Source organism: Planococcus antarcticus DSM 14505 (assembly GCF_001687565.2).
GTDB lineage: Bacteria > Bacillota > Bacilli > Bacillales_A > Planococcaceae > Planococcus > Planococcus antarcticus.
This window is the reverse complement of the sequence record NZ_CP016534.2, coordinates 1,771,645-1,791,537: the sequence shown is the minus strand read 5'-3', so window position 1 is coordinate 1,791,537 and position 19,893 is coordinate 1,771,645. Positions and strand designations below refer to the sequence as shown.

At 39.6% G+C, this 19,893-nt stretch carries 21 protein-coding genes and 3 pseudogenes; 5 read left to right on the top strand and 19 right to left on the bottom strand.

Features of this window, described 5'->3' with window-relative positions; translation table 11 throughout:
• Window positions 1-210: 210 nt before the first annotated feature.
• Window positions 211-408 carry a hypothetical protein gene (locus BBH88_RS08935; RefSeq protein WP_006831727.1) on the top strand — a complete coding sequence of 66 codons (198 nt, stop codon included), beginning with the start codon at window positions 211-213 and terminating at the stop codon, window positions 406-408.
• A gap of 220 nt (window positions 409-628) precedes the next feature.
• On the opposite strand, the gene BBH88_RS08930 is transcribed toward BBH88_RS08935, so the two are convergent.
• The 10 genes from BBH88_RS08930 to BBH88_RS08885 all read right to left on the bottom strand — a co-directional run bounded on the left by BBH88_RS08930 (window position 629) and on the right by BBH88_RS08885 (window position 9,188).
• Window positions 629-1,420 carry an MBL fold metallo-hydrolase gene (locus BBH88_RS08930; RefSeq protein ID WP_065536927.1) on the bottom strand — a complete coding sequence of 264 codons (792 nt, stop codon included), beginning with the start codon at window positions 1,418-1,420 and terminating at the stop codon, window positions 629-631.
• A 75-nt stretch (window positions 1,421-1,495) separates the two neighbouring features.
• Entirely contained in the window at window positions 1,496-2,251 is a 756-nt protein-coding gene (locus BBH88_RS08925) for a class I SAM-dependent methyltransferase (protein WP_006830683.1), read from the bottom strand.
• A 157-nt stretch (window positions 2,252-2,408) separates the two neighbouring features.
• Window positions 2,409-2,981: a dCTP deaminase gene (dcd, locus tag BBH88_RS08920; protein WP_006830684.1), complete on the bottom strand. Its 573-nt coding sequence runs from the start codon at window positions 2,979-2,981 to the stop codon at window positions 2,409-2,411.
• A 52-nt stretch (window positions 2,982-3,033) separates the two neighbouring features.
• Window positions 3,034-3,885, bottom strand: coding sequence for a metal ABC transporter permease (locus BBH88_RS08915; protein WP_006830685.1), 852 nt, complete (start codon window positions 3,883-3,885; stop codon window positions 3,034-3,036).
• Complete coding sequence (locus BBH88_RS08910; RefSeq protein ID WP_006830686.1) at window positions 3,831-4,538, bottom strand: metal ABC transporter ATP-binding protein; 708 nt, start codon at window positions 4,536-4,538, stop codon at window positions 3,831-3,833. The genes BBH88_RS08915 and BBH88_RS08910 overlap by 55 nt, the downstream gene beginning before the upstream one ends.
• A gap of 222 nt (window positions 4,539-4,760) precedes the next feature.
• Window positions 4,761-5,813, bottom strand: coding sequence for a metal ABC transporter solute-binding protein, Zn/Mn family (locus BBH88_RS08905; protein WP_065537382.1), 1,053 nt, complete (start codon window positions 5,811-5,813; stop codon window positions 4,761-4,763).
• A 346-nt stretch (window positions 5,814-6,159) separates the two neighbouring features.
• Window positions 6,160-6,621, bottom strand: a complete 462-nt coding sequence (sufU, locus tag BBH88_RS08900) for a Fe-S cluster assembly sulfur transfer protein SufU (RefSeq protein WP_006830688.1) — start codon at window positions 6,619-6,621, stop codon at window positions 6,160-6,162.
• Between the two features lie 15 nt (window positions 6,622-6,636).
• Window positions 6,637-7,650 carry a CobW family GTP-binding protein gene (locus tag BBH88_RS08895; protein WP_083387766.1) on the bottom strand — a complete coding sequence of 338 codons (1,014 nt, stop codon included), beginning with the start codon at window positions 7,648-7,650 and terminating at the stop codon, window positions 6,637-6,639.
• A gap of 19 nt (window positions 7,651-7,669) precedes the next feature.
• The gene (locus tag BBH88_RS08890; RefSeq protein WP_065536929.1) at window positions 7,670-8,056 is read right to left on the bottom strand and encodes a (2Fe-2S) ferredoxin domain-containing protein; all 387 of its coding nucleotides are present in this window, start codon (window positions 8,054-8,056) and stop codon (window positions 7,670-7,672) included.
• A gap of 199 nt (window positions 8,057-8,255) precedes the next feature.
• Window positions 8,256-9,188 (bottom strand): CobW family GTP-binding protein, encoded by a 933-nt coding sequence (locus tag BBH88_RS08885; protein WP_006830691.1) that lies wholly within the window; start codon window positions 9,186-9,188, stop codon window positions 8,256-8,258.
• 521 nt (window positions 9,189-9,709) lie between these two features.
• Between BBH88_RS08885 and BBH88_RS08880 the strand changes: the two genes are divergently transcribed.
• On the top strand, window positions 9,710-10,051 hold the full coding sequence (locus BBH88_RS08880) for a hypothetical protein (protein WP_006830692.1): 342 nt from the start codon (window positions 9,710-9,712) through the stop codon (window positions 10,049-10,051).
• A 489-nt stretch (window positions 10,052-10,540) separates the two neighbouring features.
• On the opposite strand, the gene BBH88_RS08875 is transcribed toward BBH88_RS08880, so the two are convergent.
• The 5 genes and pseudogenes from BBH88_RS08875 to BBH88_RS08860 form a co-directional block, all read right to left on the bottom strand.
• Entirely contained in the window at window positions 10,541-10,960 is a 420-nt protein-coding gene (locus BBH88_RS08875) for a hypothetical protein (RefSeq protein WP_065536930.1), read from the bottom strand.
• A 184-nt stretch (window positions 10,961-11,144) separates the two neighbouring features.
• A complete protein-coding gene (locus BBH88_RS08870; protein ID WP_065536931.1) occupies window positions 11,145-11,888 on the bottom strand; it encodes an ImmA/IrrE family metallo-endopeptidase in 744 nt (247 codons plus the stop codon).
• Window positions 11,878-12,222 carry a helix-turn-helix domain-containing protein gene (locus BBH88_RS08865; protein ID WP_006830695.1) on the bottom strand — a complete coding sequence of 115 codons (345 nt, stop codon included), beginning with the start codon at window positions 12,220-12,222 and terminating at the stop codon, window positions 11,878-11,880. The genes BBH88_RS08870 and BBH88_RS08865 overlap by 11 nt, the downstream gene beginning before the upstream one ends.
• Before the next feature lie 549 nt (window positions 12,223-12,771).
• A pseudogene (locus BBH88_RS20020) lies at window positions 12,772-12,822 on the bottom strand (helix-turn-helix domain-containing protein); the annotation flags it as partial.
• An 18-nt stretch (window positions 12,823-12,840) separates the two neighbouring features.
• Window positions 12,841-13,985, bottom strand: a protein-coding gene (locus BBH88_RS08860; protein ID WP_154669139.1) for an IS3 family transposase whose coding sequence is annotated in 2 segments (ribosomal slippage) — window positions 12,841-13,739 and window positions 13,739-13,985 — 1,146 coding nt in all. Because the reading frame shifts where the segments join, the coding sequence is not laid out codon by codon here.
• 75 nt (window positions 13,986-14,060) lie between these two features.
• Here BBH88_RS08860 and BBH88_RS08850 point away from each other — a divergent pair.
• Window positions 14,061-14,465, top strand: a pseudogene (locus BBH88_RS08850) (linear amide C-N hydrolase); the annotation flags it as partial.
• Window positions 14,466-14,560: 95 nt separating this feature from the next.
• On the opposite strand, the gene BBH88_RS08845 reads toward BBH88_RS08850, so the two are convergent.
• Complete coding sequence (locus tag BBH88_RS08845) at window positions 14,561-15,466, bottom strand: LysR family transcriptional regulator (RefSeq protein WP_006830700.1); 906 nt, start codon at window positions 15,464-15,466, stop codon at window positions 14,561-14,563.
• A 105-nt stretch (window positions 15,467-15,571) separates the two neighbouring features.
• Here BBH88_RS08845 and BBH88_RS08840 point away from each other — a divergent pair, with 105 nt between their 5' ends.
• Window positions 15,572-16,606 carry a YeiH family protein gene (locus tag BBH88_RS08840; RefSeq protein ID WP_006830701.1) on the top strand — a complete coding sequence of 345 codons (1,035 nt, stop codon included), beginning with the start codon at window positions 15,572-15,574 and terminating at the stop codon, window positions 16,604-16,606.
• An 89-nt stretch (window positions 16,607-16,695) separates the two neighbouring features.
• Here the strand turns inward: BBH88_RS08840 and BBH88_RS08835 are convergent.
• The 3 genes and pseudogenes from BBH88_RS08835 to BBH88_RS08825 all read right to left on the bottom strand — a co-directional run bounded on the left by BBH88_RS08835 (window position 16,696) and on the right by BBH88_RS08825 (window position 19,122).
• A pseudogene (locus BBH88_RS08835) lies at window positions 16,696-17,253 on the bottom strand (GNAT family N-acetyltransferase).
• Window positions 17,254-17,286: 33 nt separating this feature from the next.
• Window positions 17,287-18,186 (bottom strand): DMT family transporter, encoded by a 900-nt coding sequence (locus tag BBH88_RS08830; RefSeq protein WP_065536932.1) that lies wholly within the window; start codon window positions 18,184-18,186, stop codon window positions 17,287-17,289.
• Window positions 18,187-18,261: 75 nt separating this feature from the next.
• Window positions 18,262-19,122: an aminoglycoside phosphotransferase family protein gene (locus tag BBH88_RS08825; RefSeq protein ID WP_006830704.1), complete on the bottom strand. Its 861-nt coding sequence runs from the start codon at window positions 19,120-19,122 to the stop codon at window positions 18,262-18,264.
• 272 nt (window positions 19,123-19,394) lie between these two features.
• Between BBH88_RS08825 and BBH88_RS08820 the strand changes: the two genes are divergently transcribed.
• Window positions 19,395-19,847, top strand: coding sequence for a DUF305 domain-containing protein (locus tag BBH88_RS08820; RefSeq protein ID WP_006830705.1), 453 nt, complete (start codon window positions 19,395-19,397; stop codon window positions 19,845-19,847).
• Window positions 19,848-19,893 lie beyond the last annotated feature (46 nt).

The window sequence follows — 19,893 nt, the reverse complement described above, 5'->3', positions numbered from 1 at the left end:
AAAGACATTAATCAACCTCTCTTCTCTCCATTCTTATATGAATTGCTTCCGATGACTCATGATATGTAAACTAGATTATTTTCAGAAAGCTAGCTTTCTTCTTCGAGAACTGATTTTGTTCAGCAGACATATTTCCGATCAATACTTTTTTAAAAATATTTTAAATCATTTCTATGGTAGTATAAGGATAAAATAAAAAGAGGTGAATTGATGAATAAAATTTTGGTATTCTTAATTTTAGGGATGGGATTAACTGGTGCCGTTTTGATCATCTCGGTTGCTCTGTTATTCAATCCTCCATTTGGAAATGTGTTGAAGGTAATTACTGCTGGTTCAACAATAGCTTTCGTTATATTTGCTAGTTCGGCTCTAGTGCTTCGTCGGCGATTAGATGAAAAAAGAGCGTAATATATTTATTAAATTAATAAAGTCAGTTTTAAGGAGCAGACAAATTTGTCTGCTCCTTTTTTGGCTCAACACCAAATTATTTCTGGGACCAGGTGGTTTGGATCCAAATAAAACCAGCCGTTCAGCTTTGCTGGGGAATTTCACTTTTTTCACTCCTTCCACTAGCTTTGGTGCAGAGGATTCGCATTCACATCGGTGCTTCTCTGCTGAACCGCCTCTTTTAGTTATCCAGGGGCACCCATGTCCATTGCCCTTCGACTTTCTTCACTTTACCCAGTCCTGGAAACGGATAATGACATGCAAAAACTTGTGCTGATTGCTCATGGGCTTCTTGCAAAAAAGCCTGGCGTGTCTCCATGCCCTTGCCAGGATCCAGTTCGGCAGCAATATGAGAGGCAGGATGTGAAAGAGTGACTGGGTCGTTGAGAATATCGGAAGCGACCAACAAGCGTGTGCCTTGCGACTCAATAGAAACCGTCAGATGGCCTTCTGTATGGCCTGGAGTATGCTTAACTGAGATGCCCCGACAAATGTGAAAATTAGAATGAATGAAGGTGATCTGGCCTTTTAGTGCAGCCAAGGTCATTGATTCCGTAGTTTCCGGATGCTTTGACCAGTAATTCCACTCTTCAGCTGTAATCAGATGTTCAGCATTGGAAAAGACGGGTTTTCCATTTTGAGAAAGCCCCCCGATATGATCTAAATGGCCGTGAGTAATGATGATTGTGTGAATATCTTCAGGCCGGATCCCTTCCTGTTGAAGCTGCCTTAGCAAGTAGCCCCCAGTCGGCAAATATTCCTCACCAAAGCCTGCGTCTATTAGTATTTTTTTCTCTCCTGTATCAATAAGCAAAAAGTTTAGGGGAGCATTGAACTCTTCAGGAATATGTTCAATTATGTCCTGAGGCGTATTCGAAAAAAAGAATTCCTTGGATACCGGAAACGCCCCATCTGATAAAGCGATGAGTTTAAATTCCCCAACTTGGAAATGCCAGTTATCATTTATTTTCATCGTTCTGCTCCTTTCGGATTTTTTGGTGTGTTCGACTTGAATTGACAATTAACACGTATAGAAAAGATGAATGTCTTATTGACCTTTTTTACAAATAAAAATCATTCGCGGAGATTTCTGGAAATGATATTCGCTGCCGTCGTAATGTCCAAGAATTTTTTGGACATAAAGCCCTTTTGATGTTAACATTTTCATCATTTTGTCAAGATCATACAGCTTAATAATTTCTTCGTACTGTTTTTCTTCGCTGCCGGAAATCATAAAGATATTTTTATGCACATGTCCGTTTTCAACTTTCCTATACTGAATTAATTCGATCGGTCCAATCTCTTCTCTTGAATAAGGTATGAGGTTTTCTTCAACGAATTTAGGATTAAGATAATCCATAATGAAATAGCCGCCTTCTTTTAGAGATTGGCTAATTCCCTCAATTACTTTTTCGTTTTCCGCATCCTGGGGAAAATACCCAAAGCTTGTAAACATGTTTAACACCAGATCCATTTCCTTTTGAAACGGAATATTTCTCATGTCACACCTCATATATTGAATCGGTAAATTCACAGTCAAACGGATTGCCTCTTGGAGCAATGGAGCTGATAGATCGACTCCAGTAACTCTCCAGCCAAGTTCTGCAAGGTAACGTGAATGTCTTCCATAACCGCAACATAAGTCAAGAACTGATTGCCCTTTTTCCCAAGGAATTAGTTCCAATAATTTCCTCAACTCATTTTCTGCCTCACTGTGTCTGTGTTGATAAATTTTTATATAGTCTGTCTGGAAATGTTCTTCATACCAAGGGGTTGTTTCTAGTTTCAATTGATTACTTACCATAAAATCACCTCTCCTTAAATCAGTCCTGTTTTTAAATAGAAGTTCAAACGAGTTGAACCCTCAACAACTTCATCATATTTTGCTACATTTTATACATGCTCAATTCATTAAAAACAGCTTCTTTTTGAAAGAAGCTGTTCCCAAACTTAGACTACATTTAATCGAATTGCTCAAATTTCGGTTTTTTTTGATGTATTTCTTCTTTATCGTTATCAAGGTAGATACGGCTTTCGGTTGCTTTTTGTTGGTAATTATACTTCCCTTTATAGGTGTGGCCCTCTTGGTCTAACTTAGCAAAGACTAGCTGACAAAGACGTCTTCCTGCTTTTAGCTCGATGGGTATACGGTTTGCGTTATAAAGTTCCAAGGTGATATGGCCTTTAAATCCAGGGTCTACCCAACCTGCATTCTGAATAAATAAACCCAGTCTTCCAATTGAGCTTCTTCCTTCGACAAAAGCCGTTAGGTCGTTGGGTAATTCAACAGTCTCAATTGTCGTCCCAAGAACAAAACCTTGAGGGGGTATGATGATTGTATCTTGGTAAACCTCTTTATATTTAGCAGGTTTCTCTAATGAAATATAAGGGGTTGAATGCTCATCCATGATTAAAAAATGATTTGAAATCCGCAAATCAATGGAGGCTGGTTGAACCTGGCTTGATGCCATTGGCTTAATTGTAAGTTCTTTCTTTTCTATTTTTTCTGCAATTGTTAACCCGGAAAGAATCATTTAGAAAACCGCCTTTTTAGTGATTGTTTATGGTAATACCTAAAACCAAACGTTATTTATAAGTAACTCTACGAATTTCCTTCTTCCCTCTTCTAGTTAAGTGAATGATTGTTTTTTGTATAATAGAACCAATTACTAAACTAATGACTAAAATTAAAGTAATCGTAGCACCCGGTGGAGTACCAAACATATAGGAAGAGATTAAACCGGAATAAATACTAAACAGAGCAATTACAATCGCTGTAATCATCACTGCTTTGAACCCTTTTGTAAACCTAATTGCAAAAGCTGCTGGCAGCACCATCAAAGCAGAAACTAAGAGCACGCCGATTGTTGGTATAATAACTGAAATAGCTATTCCAACCAGAATGCTAAAGGATAATGACAATAAATTCGTGTTAATGCCACTTGTGTAAGCTGTATCTTCATCAAAAGTCATTAAGTACAGCGCTCTCCTGAAAAAAAAGAGAAAAAGAAGGACTATTAACGTCACAACTGCTAACACATAAAGCTGTTTGGCACTTGTGGTGACGATTGAACCAAATAGATATTGCTCGATATTGGTTGTCAATCCGCCATCACTTAAAGATAATAAAACTAAAGCAAACGATAATCCTGCGGCCATCATAATGGCAATTGAAACTTCTGAATAGGTTTTATATCCCCTTCTCATATACTCGATTCCTATTGCCCCTGCGATTACCACCAGAATTGTCGAAAGTGTAATATTCTGGTTAATAAAAAAACCGATGGCTACACCTGAAAGTGAAATATGAGATAGAGTATCTGCCATCAAAGCTTGTCTTCTCAAAACAAGGTAAATTCCTAGCAATGGGCTCATAATACCAATCAATCCACCTGCCCAAAATGCTCGTTGCATGAATCCAAGGTCAAACATTTCCACTCACCTTGCTCTCCTTTCTCTAATCGAAGTACTTTGTCTAAATAACGCTCAACCTCGTCTTGTTCATGGGTAACCATTAAAACGGTTCGATTATGCTTTTTTACTTGGTGGGACATAAATCTGTAAAATTCCATTCTACTTTCTGCATCCATTCCCGTTGTTGGCTCATCTAGCACGAGAAGATCCGGATCGCTTGCAAGTACTCTGGCGATAATTATTTTCTGCTTTTGCCCTCCTGATAAATCTCCAATCTTACGAGAACGAAACTCCCACATTCCCACCATTTTTAATGCGTTTTCGATTTGCGCTAAATCGTCTTTGGTTAATGTCTTTAACCATTTGCCTTTTTTATATCTGCCTGATCTGACCAGTTCTTGTACGGTACTTGGAAATCCTATATTAAATGAAGAAATTTGTTGCGGTACATAACCGATGGTGAGAGGTTTTCCTTGAATGTTTCTTTTTCTGGTCGTCACACTACCTTCCCACGGCTTTAACAACCCAAGCAGGATACGTAAAATTGTCGATTTGGAGGCTCCATTCGGTCCCATTACACCAACGAACTCCCCACTTTGAATATCAAAGGAAACCCCGTTGAGTATAGGGACATGGTTATAACCAAATACTATGTTTTTCAGTGAAATAAGTTTCATACTCTCTCTCCTTACCAGAAAAGATACACACATAAAAAATTCTTAATCAGTTTTTTGATTCTTTGCCTTTTTCAAACATAATCATTCATTTCAGCTGCTGTTTATATTTTCTCGCCCGTGGCATGGGTATTTATATGTTGCTGCCGCATTGTACCAGCCCTGTACTTTCACATCTATTGCAACTAATACGGTGCAATTAACAGCAAAGAACTGTTGCTTAGACTATTTTTTAAGGGACTTTTCCAGTGACGTTAAGTTATTTTTCATAATGTCTATATAACCTAAACCTGCTTCTTTATCTTCTTGGCTTAAACCTTCTAAAGTGCTCAATACTTCCGTTTCCGCCCCAATTTCAGTAGCTAATGTTTCGGCCACTTTGGGGGAGGTCGTCTCTCCAAAATAAATCACATTTATTTCTTTTTCTTCAGCGAAATCCTTTAATTCAGCAAGCTTCGCTGGACTCGGTTCCTGAGAAGGTGACAATCCTGCAATGGGTACTTGAACCAAATCATATTCTCTGGCTAAATAGCCAAAAGCAGCATGTTGAGTTATAATTTCTTTCCCAGAAATATCTTTTAATGTTTTGTGAAATAGTTCATCTAATTCTTTTAATTCTTGGGTATATTCCTCACTACGACTTTCATAATAGCGTTGATTTTCTGGATCTAACTTTACAATCGCGTCCGTAATGGTTTTGACTTCTTCCTGAGCAAGCACTGGACTTAACCATACGTGCGGATCTAATTGCTCACCGCCATGTTCATGGTGAACCTCTTCTTCCTCATGGTGGTCCCCTTCTTCTCCGTACTCATGGTATTCTTCGTGGTGACCTTCTTCTTCTCCATGCCCATAGACTTCTTCGTGATCATGCTCGTGGGCGGCCCCTTCCATTAAGTCAATACCCTGACTAGCTTCTACAAACAAGGGTTGATTCTCATCTAAACTATCTTGAATAGAAGTAATCCAAGTTTCCATATAGGTACTGTTATAAATGACCACATCTGCCTCTTGGATCATCGCCATATCTTTCGGAGTGGGTTTCCAATCATGTGGTTCAACATTTGAGGGAACTAAAAGTTCCACATTAGCTTTATCTTGGGTAATATTCCTAGTGAACTCATACATAGGAAAAAAGGTCGTCACAATCTTTAATTGATCATCTGATGCCGATGAGTCTTCGTTTTGACCGGAAGATTCATTCTGATTGCTATTGCATCCAGCCAATGCAAGGATGCAAGACAGAATTAATACCATCGAAGTTTTTACTTTTGCCAAATTCATTATTTCTCCTCATTTCTTTATAGCAAAAATTTAGATACCTTTTAAATCGTAATCATTACGATTTACAGGAAGCTATAGATACTCTAGCATTTCCTCCCAAAAAAGACAAGCAAATTTTAAACCGCGGTTATACAATGGCCATTGTATTGTAATTCGCATCATGTTCATTTACGCACGCAAATAAGATGACCCTCATTGACTAACAAACAACCTGTCTTTCCAAAATGAAAGGACTGGCGGATGATTCCAGCAGAATGCTCAAGCAATAGCGTCAAAAAAAGATGACTCCGATACAATACCAGAGTCATCTCATCGCAGCCTAACTGCAGGGTGCTTTTATTTATTTATCCATTAACTGGGAGGTATTTAAGTTATAGTCTTGGTTTTCTTTTAATAGTTTATCGAGTGCCTGCCAAGTCATCAATGCACAATTATGTCGGGCTTTCAATTTATGCACACCTTCTAGCGATAAGCTATCGCCTAAGTCTATTGCTGTTGTCTTTTCTCCCCGCCGAATTAAAACTTCAAATGCATTTCTTAGAGATGCAATCTCTTTAATTGATTTATTTTCAATCAGTTCTGTCATCATAGAGGCTGAGGCCATGCTTATACTACAGCCCTCGCCAATAAAAGCCGCTTTATTCACATGGTCTTGTTCTATATCTAAATACAATGTCATGACATCGCCGCACGTGGGGTTTTTGAAGTGCACCTTTCGAATCCTATTTCCCCGTAATTCTTGGAAATTTCTTTTTCGCCGATAATGCTCCATGATAACATGGCGATACAAGTCATCAAGCATAAAAATAGCACCTCCTTATTTTGTGGTAGTAGCCACGGGGTCATTTGCTATACAATCTTTGAATTGCCTTTCCAGTTCTCCTTTGTCTAAATTTTTCCCAATAAACACAAGCTCACTTAGTCTTGATTCATTTTCTTTCCATTTGCGACCAGGATGTCCTGAAAATAACATATGAAGACCCTGAAAGACGATTCTTTCGTCTATACCCCTAATAGAAAGAATCCCTTTATATCGTAAGAGGTCCTCTCCCTTTTCACGTACCAAGTAACTCATCCATTGCTCTACTTTAATTAAATCGAGGGGTTTAGTTTCTATAAAAGCAACGGAAGACACTCTATCATCATGCTCATGATCGTGATGATCTTCCAAAAAATGAGGATCAATTTCAAGCTTCCGAGTCACATCAAATGTGTTGATGCCCAAGATAGTATTTAAATTGATTTCGCAATTTCGAGCCTGAATACGCTTAGCAGCAGGGTTCATTTTCGAAATTCTTTTCTCTAGTTTATTCAATTCGTCTTCTGATACTAAATCCGTTTTATTTAAAATGAGAACATCTGCAAAAGCAATTTGCTCTTGAGCCTCATCATTTCCGTCCAGATGCCTTGTAACATGTTTACTATCTACAACAGTGATAATGCTGTCTACTTGGAACTTTTGTGAAAGCAATTCATCCATGAAGAAAGTTTGGGCCACTGGGGCTGGGTCAGCTAAGCCCGTAGTTTCAATTAAGACACGATCGAATTTCACTTTTCCTTCTTCCATGGAAAAAGTTAACGTGCGCAAAATCCGAATTAAATCACCACGAACAGTACAACAGATACAGCCATTGTTCATTTCTAGAATTTCCTCGTCTCCACTAACAACTAGCTGATTATCTATTCCTACTTCTCCAAACTCATTGACAATGACCGCAACCTTTTGATTGTGCTTTTCCGTTAGTATCCGATTTAAAAGGGTGGTTTTCCCTGCGCCAAGATAGCCTGTCAAAATAGTAACAGGAATTTTAGCCGGTTTTGATAAAGTCATCGCATTCATCTCCGTTTAGTTATTTTGATGCCTTACTTACTTTTTCGCTATCTTTAGCAACACCTTTAACGACACCCGTTGAGCGCTCGAAAACCTCGCCATTAAAAGAATGGCTTATTTTCGTTGAAAAATTTTCATTTGCATGAAGAGAATCAACAAAGAGATGGGCATCCTCTGGCTTTAAGTCCTTATACCATATGCCTTTGGGATAATCGATAACAACACATTTGTCATGACATCGTCCATTGCACCGAGTACGGGTAGTGTGAATAGTACCGTCCAACTCTCGGCGAGAAATTTCAGATCGAATTGCTTGTGTTAATTCTTCAGCTCCAAATTGGTTGCAGCTTCCACCGTTGCATATAAGAACATGATGTTCCGTGGTTTGTAGATCCCAAGTAGCCATTTAGAAGTTCCCTCCAGTTAAATCGAAATCGTGATGATGAGTCTTTTACTTAATCAAAAGTTTAATTCTGTTTTCTTTTTTGACTTCGTTCTTTATTTTTCAGTCATCACAACGCTATAAATCGTAATGATTACTATTTGCAATTTAAATTTTATCTCTTTATATCAGAAAACACAACCAATACAATGAAGAACCATCTTCAAATTGGGAGAATACTTTTTTTCTCTATGTCATTCAATATCTTTTGGAGAATATCATGGTCAATATCATCCCCGATAAAAACAAGCGTATTTTTCATCTTTAACCCTGCTTTGGTGTGAAAGGGCATTCCATATGAATATTGAAAAAGAAGAGTTTCTTCACTCTCAGTGAAGCGAATATATCCTTTAATACGATAGATCGTATCTGGCATTGCTTTTAAAAATTCTTCAAATAACTTCTGATTAATAGGATGTAAAAAGGTATGGACATAGGTTTTTATATGAAGATGTTGGGTGACATGCACTTTTTCATGTTCGCCGTTTTCTAGTTTCTCGGAAGTAATTAGTTCATTGACATTGACTTCTGCGAAAACGGTTGGAACAATTTTTCCAGAAGGATTAATACTGCGTACTTCTTCTTCTATACAATTCTGTGTATGCTTAGATACACAATCCACTTTATTCAATAAAATAATATCAGCATGTTTTACTTGTTCTATGATAAGTCGCTGAAGAGGTATCCTTAATTTTTTTCGATTGATCCAGCTAACAGCATCTACAAGAGTGATAATGGAACGAATCTTTAGTTTCTCAGCTAAAAGAGGAGATAAACAAGTATCCAATACTTCGATTGGGTGGGCCACTCCAGTGGTTTCGATATAAATGACATCTAAATCGTATTCGCGCAAGAGTTCAGCTATTTGTATTTCAAACTCCCCGGAAAGTGTGCAGCAGACACAGCCGTTAAGCAATTCTTTTAAGGGTGTTTCTTTAGGAACAGAATCTGAATCAATCGAGACTTTTCCCACTTCATTCATAATTACCGCAACTTTTCTTTCAGCTTGTTGCTCTTTTGCTAGAATTTTTTGTAGAAAAGTCGTTTTCCCGGACCCTAAAAAGCCGGATAAAATAATTATTTCTACCTTTTTCATCATTTATCACCCTTTCATTGTTGTTCCATTACTATAACGCAAAGGTTGTTAAAAGTAATCATTACGATTTAAAGAGACTTAGCACTAGCATTCTCTGGGATTTCAATTGATCAGTTCCTATTTTTTCTTCAGCCTATTGCCGTCAAAAATTTCAGAAGTGACTCGTCATTTATTGCTTTCATTCGAATAACAATTAAATTTTTGTTTTTAAAAGTACACTTGTTCATATATAGATTATCCGATTACGCCATTTAGCAGAGGTCCGATACCTGGTAGAAAGCGGTGATTCCGCCAGACGTTGCACGGACGGTTTTGGATTAGTCCCCGGAAAGGACTGATTTTGAACATGCCCTCCCGAAAATTTCTGAGGAGTCTGCTCCTTTTAACTCGCATTTACAATTTACAGGCGATAAAGTGGTCTTAAACTATGCCAAAAGCACATATATCAGAAATATGTTTCGTAAATCTTTGAAAAGGAAATAATATTATCAACAACAAAAAAATACAAAGGAGGTTTTTTTATGAGTACCCAACACAATGTCCATGAGCATCATTCCCACCAGCATAATCTGTCATGCGGCCACACAAAGATAAAGCATGAGGATCACATCGACTATGTGCATAACGGACATCTTCATCATGAGCATGAAGGACATTGGGATGAATGCAAAATTTCTATTACCGAGATGAACCCGGATGTTTGTGTACCTATGAATTGTGGTTGCAAGCACGACAGCGATTGCGGACATGAAATGGTTCCACATGGTGACCACGTGGATTATTTAGTGAATGGCCGTCTGCACCATGTCCATGACGGGCACTGTGACGACCACGGTCCTGTTGAATTAGTTACCGTAAAGTAGACCATTTACAAGAAACCATCTAAACTGCCATTGTCCGATATTCAGTAGGACAATGGCAGTTTAATTTTAGAAGTTTGAAGTCGAATAATTTTAGTAGAGGTGAGTGTAAAAAATAGACGTTCTCAGCTCGTCGCGATGCTATAGTAAAAATTGCTTCAGCTTAGTTTTTTGGTGAATTCAGAATGTAACAAGTTTGCGTATTAGGGACTACTAAAAGCCTTCTGGAAGCTGGAGTCGCCTCCTCTTACAAAATGATTCGCAACTCTAACGCTCTGTCTCTTACAAACAAAATAACTTCCTTCTATATCATATTCTTGTTTCCAGTAAAGCGTTCGTAAAAGTACACTTTTACGAACGCTTTAAAAACAGAGTAAAACCTATAGAAAGAACGTTCGTAAAGGTGGCAACACACTTTACGAACGTTCTTTTGCTGCACTCCACGTTTACGAACAGAAACCACTCGTGTGTGAACAGGTTGCTCCCTGCGAATCAGGTTATTCGTCTATCGAATTTCCCAATCTTCTGCGGTTGAATGGCTTTGAAGAATTTTCGCACCATACTTCGTTCGGCAATTTCATGTGAAATCACAAAGTAACAAAAATCTTCCAGTGTATCTTGTTCCATCAACACACTTTCTTCGTCCTCTTCAACGGTGATGTAAATAGGGGCATCTTCAATGACCTCACGAATATCCAAGTCATTGCTACAAATGATTCCTGCACTCAGGAGCATTGCGGCTGCTAAGCTGTGAATTTCGCCAAGGTCGTTTGTGTTTTTCAATCGGCGTCCTTCAGCCTCTTTTTTTACATCGAGCTGATAAAATGCCTCGCGCATTTCCCTAAGATAGATCACATACAAATCATACAATTCTTCTGTCGGGACGAGTGTTTCTGCTTGCGGATCAAACAAAATCCATTGCCCACTCGCTATGAATTCGTCTGCCTTTTTCCGTACCGATGCTACCTGAAGCTCCTTTAGAACTTCTATATGAACATAGATCTCTTCGTATTACTGATTCAACCATTGGAACACATCCGTCTTCTGAAAACTTCCAGCATGAATGATCATATTGGCGTCAATAAACACTTTGCCTTTACGTTTCATGCTGTTCTTCCTCTGCGACACGCTTCATTTCTTGTTCCTGCAATTTTTTCGCCAACTGGCTGTTGTACTTCTTTAGTTTATGGGATGCGGCCAAAGAATCAACGACTCCTTTTTCAAGAGCATCTTCGACAACGTGCTCATAGGCGGTAAAACGTTCAAACGGTTGCGGAAAATCTAACGTGCTCTCAGACAAGTCCAACTTTACTCGTTCGTTCTTCCATTCCTCTTCAGTAAAGGAAACTCCAATAAGGGAAATTCCTAATTCTTTCAACCGACGAACCACGGCTTCATAAGGAACTTCCGAAAAATCTGCAATGAGAATAATGGCTTCTTTCGGCTCATATAACTTCTTGAACTGAAGCCATAAATCCTTCATTATTGCCTTCGGCAACATGATTGCTGCGGCAAAGCGATCAGCTGCGCGTTCGTGATCAAAATCTTCGTCCTGTAACTGGCTAGCTTCAGACAAATGCCAAAGCTCATGCGCTGCCGTAAAATACCGCACCCGCAACGGATGAAACGTATTGAGCGCGATAAATTGAGCTCCCGATTCGTGACTGACGGCTGCCCCGTAATAAGTAGGATCTTCTACATATTGGTAAATCACTTTTGCTTTACTAGCGAGTATTCGTTCGATATGTGAACCAATAAATATCGCATTAGCAGTGGTTTCTTCTAAAAAATCAGCTGCAAACGCCTCTGCAATCGCTTCTGCCTGTTTTTTACGATCCATTTTTTTGCCCACGCTTCAACCCAAGATAATCTTCAATTGCGAATAGCAACTCTTCCACTTCTTGCTTGGAGCGTCGGTTGGACGTTGTTCCTCTCAACTGGACAACCAACCGTTTTGAGTTAAGAGAGCTGTCTTCCATCAGTTCGTTCACCGACAAACCAAGTACTTTTGCTAACTCAGGGATTCTTTTTGGTTGAATCGTTCGATTACCCGACAGCATATGGCCAACTAATGCTTTGCTTATGTTTAGTTCTTCAGCTAACCATTGATGGGACTTCCCATTTTCTTGGAGCCAAATCTTTACTTTTTCAATCACTACTTCATTTGTTCTCATGTTCTACCGCCTCCTTTAACTACATTTATTATATAACTATTTGTAGTCGACTACAAACCAATCAACTTTTCTTTTTTCTGTCCTCTTCTTTGGTCAGGAATAAAAAATAATTTATTTTTTAGTCAATGTATAGTTGGATAATTTTGAGCTCTTATTGCCGGATTAACATATAGATGTTTATTCTATAGTGATAACAATAAAACAGGTCGCTGCAGTTTAGGACTATATAATAGAAGAAACTCAATGTTATAATGGTAGGAACAGAACCCATCACGCCTCTTAATCATGCGGACCATGGTGGGTCGAATACTTTTCGAGTCTCATGGAAGTTTGTGAAGACCCATTAAATTTATCTGTGTTACTCAAATGAAATTAGTAACGAAGGGTTATTAAGGTGGGAAAGGTTCCCCACGCGCTCACGATGAGTTACCAGAGATCCTGGATACGCCGCCCAGGTAATAACCCCCTAAATATATAAGCCTCTAACTTCGGTTAGAGGCTTTTTTTTGTTCTTCTACCTTATTTCCTTATGTCACATATTCTTGAGAGCTACTTCTTTTCCAAATACCGATAAATAGTAGTACGAGAAATGCCCCATCTTGGTAAGTCAACACTAAATCAAACAACTTTTTTAAGGGCTGCGTTTCGATAAGTGACAGGGCTGGTGTAGCCTAAGCTGCCGTGTAAACGAATATGATTGTACCAATGGACGTAATCAAATAGCTCAAGTGATAGCTGATTAAGGGATTCAAAGTGCATGCCGTTGATCAGTTCCGTCTTCAGAATCTTAAACGTAGCTTCTGCCACCGCATTGTCATAAGGGTTTCCTTTTTGACTCAGCGACCGTTCAATTTGATGCGTCTCTAGTAAGGCATCAATACCGGCATTTTTAAATTCAGATCCACGGTCTGTATGGAAAATGTTCACGGCTCCCAGGTCGCTTTTGACCGTCGCGAAGGCACGCTGAACTAAAGCAGCGTCTTTTCGCTCACCCAGACTGTACCCGACAATTTCACGGTTATAGAGATCGAGAAGGAAACAAATATAATTCCACCGGCCGCCAACCTTCACGTACGTTAAGTCACTAACCAATACGGCACTTTTCTCTGTTGGATTGAATTCACGGTTTAATACGTTTCGATACGTTGCTTCGTTAGGAGGCGTAACCATCGGCTTGTACGAAGGCAGTGCGTATTTCGATTGGATGCCAAGTGTCGCCATGAGGCGTCCAATACGACGTCTCGAGACGATCCAATTCTTTCTGATCTTCAGTTCTTCTTTCAGTTTACGCGTCCCATAGACACGGCGATTCTCATGAAAGATTGCCCAGATTTCATCTTTTAATTCTTGTTCTGCTCGAGCTTTTTGGCGTTCTTTTTCTACTGAAACGGACGTTTCATAGTAAAAAGTACTGCGAGCGATTTGCAGGACATTACACATTGCTGATACCGAATAGAGGTGTTGATTCTGTTGAATGATCTCTATTTTCGTCCCATGATCAGCGCTGCTTGCTTTAAAATATCCACTTCCATCTCCAACTGTTTGTTTCGTTTCTTGTAGGCAAGTAATTCTGCCTCCAGCGGGCTTCGATTATCCTTCTCTTCGAATGAACCCGTTCGATTGAATTGGGCAATCCATCGATCGAGTGCGGAAGCCGTTAGGTCATATTCTCGGACAATATCTACCCGGCTTTTTCCACCTGCGTGCAGTGCAACCACCTGTTTTTTAAATTCTGCAGAAAATGTGCGTCTCTTTTGGGTCATAGTAGATTCTCCTCACGTATTGTGGACTATTCTACGCCCCCTTATATTTTCTGTCCAACTAAGTGTAGACTATCCACTCCAGCTAATAAATTTTCAAAACAACTAGAGTTGACTATTTATAGCCTTGGCATGGGAGGACTTGGGCTTCCTGGGGATTTATCTTCACCTTCCCGATTTGTCAGAGCGGCTTTTGCTAAATTGAATTCGGTCTCAGGTGATTCTGAAACTGAAAGTATCGGTCAATTTTTCCATCTGTTAAAATCAGTAGCATACCCAAAAGGCTTATGTGAAGCAGGTGACGGAAAATTTGAATACACGATTTATTATTCTTGCTGCAATGTCGATAAAGGTATTTATTATTACACGACTTACGAAAATAGCCAAATTTCCGCTGTCAATATGAACAACGTAGATTTAGAGAGCGCGCAATTGACAATGTATCCATTAGTCAATGAGGAGCAAATCAACTTTATAAATTAACCCGAGTAACATGAAAGCGATTCTGTAATTAGTGGCAGAATTGTTTTTTTGTTTGTTTAATAATGTCTATCTTTGCTACTAAACACTAACTTTCTTTAGAGAATTTTGAAATCAGTCAACTCCTTATGACTTCTCAGCAAATCAAGGAATGCAGAAAGAGCTTTGGTCTGGAACGGCGACCTAGTAACGATAGAAAAGTCTCGTGTGTAAGGCATTTCTTTAACGTCCAAGACTTTTATGTCCCCATAGCGCAGCTCTTTTTGAATCGCCCATTCCGACAGCAGGCTGATTCCCATACCGGCCTCGACCATGGCTTTGATTGGCTGAGTACTGCTGAAATGCATGATGGACTGTGGGGATATCGAAAATTGCTCAAAGACATTTTCTGTCGCTTCTCTCGTACCTGAGCCAAGTTCTCTTAAAATCCATGTTTCCTCTATCAACTCTTCCATCTTTATTGGCTCTTTGCGATGTGTTAGAAAATGATCAGATGGAGCAACGATGACCATGCGATCTTCCGCAAACGGTTCAGTCTTCAATTCCTGTACCCCTTTGAAATGACCTTCTACTATACCGACATCCAGCTGGTGACTAAGTACGAGACCTGCAATCGTTGTTGTGTTGCCAATGGTGACGGTCGGTTTAATGTCTGGATATTGCTCTTTTGCTTCTGCAATAATGCGTGGCAACAAGTATTCGCCGAATGTATAACTAGCACCGATCGCAATCGACCCGCTCGCTTTATGGGTCAAATCTTCAAGAAGATGATTCATTTTTGCATAAAGTTCTTTAATTTCAACAGCATGGTGAAAAACAATTTCACCTGCTTTGTTTAGCCTGACGTATTTATTGGTTCGTTCCATCAACTTGACTCCTGTCGATTCTTCTAATGACCGAATATATTGACTAACGGCTGGTTGTGTCATGTGCAACGCTTCGGCTGCTCTGGAAAAATTCTTCTTTTCGATTACCTTGAGAAATACTTCTAATCGCTGATCCATACTATGCCTCCGCTTTTATATATCTAATTACTTATCATCACCATTCTAATTATTTATTTTACTAATGTATAGAGTTTTTCTATGCTTACTGCAGGAGGTTTTATCATGTCTACCTATCAAAATAAACTGAATCGTTTCAACTTACCTCCGTCTTCACCGGAAATTGCTTGGCTAGGCGGTGTAGCATTTACATTTTTGCTCGCTTTTGTTGGGTATCTATTAGCACAAGTACCTGGCTTTGATCAGATTGGCCAATTGGCCTGTGCCATTATCATCGCAGTTTTCTACCGGCAAATTTTCAGTTATCCCAGTGCCATTCGCTCAGGCATCACATTTTCTTCCAAACGTTTGTTGCGTGTTGCCATTATTCTATACGGATTAAAATTAAATATTGATACAGTCTTGAGCGATGGACTGTGGTTGCTTGTACGGGATATTGGCGTTATTACTTTTGCTATTTTGATGACTATTTGGCTAGCAAAACGCTTTAAAGCCGATCAAACTATTTCCTTGCTGCTCGGCGTTGGCACCGGGGTTTGTGGAGCGGCTGCGATTGCAGCGATTGCCCCAATCATCAAAGCAAAAGACGAAGATACTGCGATTGGCGTCGGCATCATTGCATTAATGGGGACTATATTCGCTATTTCTTATACCATCATTCGTCCATTTTTGCCGCTTGACGACATCGAATACGGCATGTGGGTCGGCATCAGCCTTCATGAAATTGCCCATGTCGCATTAGCCGGGGCTCCGGCTGGAGAAGACGGACTCGCTGTGGCTTTATTAGGCAAACTGGGCCGCGTCTTCTTACTTGTTCCTCTTTGCTTTATCTTTATTTTCATGATGAAGCGGAAAAACAAAGATCTGAAAACTACTGCGAAGGTTGAATTCCCATGGTTCCTACTTGGTTTTATCTCACTCAGTATTTTAGGAAGTTATGTCTTTGGTCCCGTTATTCCTTTCCCTGATGCGTTGCGTGACTTCGTGTCGACATGGACTACTTGGTTACTGGCAGCTGCAATGGTTGGACTTGGCTTGAATGTTAGCCTGCGAGATTTGCGTGAACGTGCCTTATTGCCGCTTGCCGCTATGACCATTACGTCAATTTTATTATCGATCCTTACGTATTTTATCGTTTGATGAAAAATGCGCTCTGACAAAAAGAAAGAACTAGCCGATTGGCTAGTTCTTTCTTTTTGTATGTTGTTTTTCCAGTAACAACTTCCACTTCACTTGCCTCGTGCTGCCCACTCTTGCCGCAATATTCCCATTTTAATCGCATCGTGATACTGCCCTTTTACCATGCGTGCTTTTCGTATACGCGCTTCTTCTTTCATACCCAGCCGTTCAGCCACTTTCACCATTCGCTCATTGCCCGACCAAGTCGACATTCCTAGTCGGTGCAGGTCAGTGAACTCGAAAAGAAAATCGATCCATAGCTAATATGCTTCAGAACCATAGCCACCGTTCCAATATTCGGTATTGTAAATGACGACCCCGGTTTCTAGCCAATTTGTATGATGGTCCACCCAATAGGCTCCCACATAACCAATTACTTTTTCGTCAACTTTTACAATAAGCGATGCTGGTACACCGCTCGTTATAACTTCTTCTTCCAGCCACTTTTTACGGTGTTCTTCTTTACTTAGCCATGCTTCTGGAATATAGGGGCCATTCCATTTTTTCGCTTCTTGTTGTTTTTCTATAAAGCGCCAGTAATAGAGCTCGTCTAGCCCAGTTGCTGTTGCTTCTGTAAGCGTAATTTTTATTCCCGTTATTTGGATCAAACTAGTACTCCATCCTTTCTTACGTGCATGCACTTACTGCTTTAGGTCACTGTAAAGATTAGCGTTCGCGGGTATACGTTCTTCCGGCCAATTGACAAGAAAAATTCCTACAAAGATTAAACTTCCACCAATTAAAAGAGGCAAGCCGATTTCTTCTCCTAATACTAGCCATCCAGATATAATGCCGAAAAAAGGAGCTAAAAAGAGGAAAGCACTGACCTTGCCGGAATCTCCTTTTTGCAACAAATAAAACCAAATTGTAAATTGAACAATCGAAGCTGGAATAGAAAGCCATAAAAGAATTGAAATAGATGCAGTGTTTAAGACAAAATAAGATGCTTCTAGGAAAACCGAGCCAATTAGTAAAATGAGGCCCCCAAACAGCATCTGATAAGCGGTTAAGACCCATATATCAATGGCACTTCCCCATTTTTTGATCAACAGCGTTCCTACAGCCCAAAAAACAGCGCTCAAAAAACCAAGCAAAGTACCGATTTGAATATCCAAATGGCTTCCCATCGTGACAAAAACACCCGCAAATCCGACGAATACCCCCAGCCACTGGACCACTCGGTATCGCATGCCCAGTGCAAGTGTGCCGATCAATACTACCAGCAATGGATTCATGAAAGTTAGGATGGCTGACTCCCCTGAAGTAATGGTTCGCAAGCTCAGGAAAATAGCGCCCATAACGCCTGCAGTTTGAATGGCACCAATCAAGACCACTTTTGCCCATGTGACTCTATTCCTTGGATGCGTTCTTTTAAACAGCAGCACAAAGAAAATCATGATGCTGCCGGCTATGGTAAAACGTATGCCTGCCAACAACAAAGGCGATATGTAAATTAAACCGATCTTAGCAACTACAAAAGAAGAACCCATTAAACCGGTTGTAAGGATGACCAAAAAAGAGAAAATTAGTTTTTCTTTCAATTTGCACACTCCTTTGCCTTAAGCTTGTTTGTTGTTATTGAACTTGGCTTGAAGCATAAACACTCTAAACAATAGTTACTGGCTGTTGACGATTGTGTTCCAGTAATTCCAAATCTCAAGATAGGCCTGCCAATCAGCAGGATGGTGCTTCCTGCAGATTGCCAATCGTTGATACAAAATGATGAGCACTTCTCCGTAAAACTGTTTGTTATTGGGCACTTTCACTATTAATCTATCGATGGCGAAATCCAATGCTTCTTTCGTTACATCGTGCGGAGACGAAAAGAAAGCATAAATTAAATCGTAATGTGGCCACCCGAAAATTGGTGTTGGATCGATGACACCAACTAGCTTTTCTTCACGGATGATAAAATTATGATCTCCACAATCTCCGTGCAGCAAATAAGGCATTTGTTGTAGGTGGCTGTTAGTTAGTTCAGTAAAAGAAGGCGGTATAATAGTCATATTTTCCTTCTTCAAGTAGGGTCTCAGACTTTCTGTTGCCACCAATACTTCTTCCGATAGAAATTTCCCCCATGAGCTCACTGACGCATTTTGCCAGCCCCAGGCTTCAGGAGATGAAATAGTTTGATAGTGGTTTATGAAGTCGATCACTAATGTTTGAAGCAACTCTTTTTTGCAGGTGTTGAATGTGGTGGTTGACCCAGGAATATATGTATAGATCATATACAGATATGTACGATCGACAGTTACTAAATTTGGCAGTAGAGAAACATGCTCATACGCCAAAAGAAATTCAGCTTCTGCTTGAGTCACCTTTTCTTTGTTTATTTTGAGGATATAGATCATGCTATTTTCTTGGTCAAGACGATAAACCTCACTCGTCGTTCCGCCATTCAGTGCTGTGATATCCCAATTCGCAGCAGGAAGAATTTTCTCTTCCGCCAAGTGAGTCATGATTGCTGAAATGTACATTTTCCACCTCTTGTTCTCAAGATATTTGCATGTCATATTGTTAGAATAATCATATCATTCTTTAGTCTAGTAATTCACAATACTTATTTTTTAGCTCTTACGATAAAAAACTGAATACCTTTAAACATATAAGGACGTAAAGGCCATTATATCGAAGCACTCACAATCTAATTTATGCAGATTCTATGGAGTTTAAGCTAAGTAATTCATGGTATATACATAAAGAAGAACCATTTTTCAGCTAATTAACGACAAAAGGAGGAGAGTGACTTATGAATGCTTATTTAAAATTCGGAATTATGATTGCAACTTCAACTTTTTTGATGTACTGGTTGATGTTCTTGAATGTATTTCAACTGGACCATATCTTCTATAGCGAAACAAGACTGTATATGGCATTGATCATGGGGGCTATTATGGCGTTTGTTATGTTGCTATTCATGTGGCCTATGTACAAAAACAAAAAAATAAACACACTGATTCTTGCGTCAAGTGCAGTCGTATTCGCTCTTTCATTATGGCTTGTCCGCAGTCAAGTGCTTATTGAAGACACAGGGTGGATGAAAGCGATGATCCCTCACCATTCAATCGCCATCTTGACGAGTGAACGGGCCAATATTTCTGATCCCCGCGTCCGAGAGTTGGTGGACTCAATTATAGAAGCCCAGCGCGAAGAAATTGCCGAGATGAAAAAGCTGATTGACGACCTTGAAGACGAGGAATAATTTCAGACAATCAAAAAAAAGCAGGCTAAGAGCGAATCAACCGCTC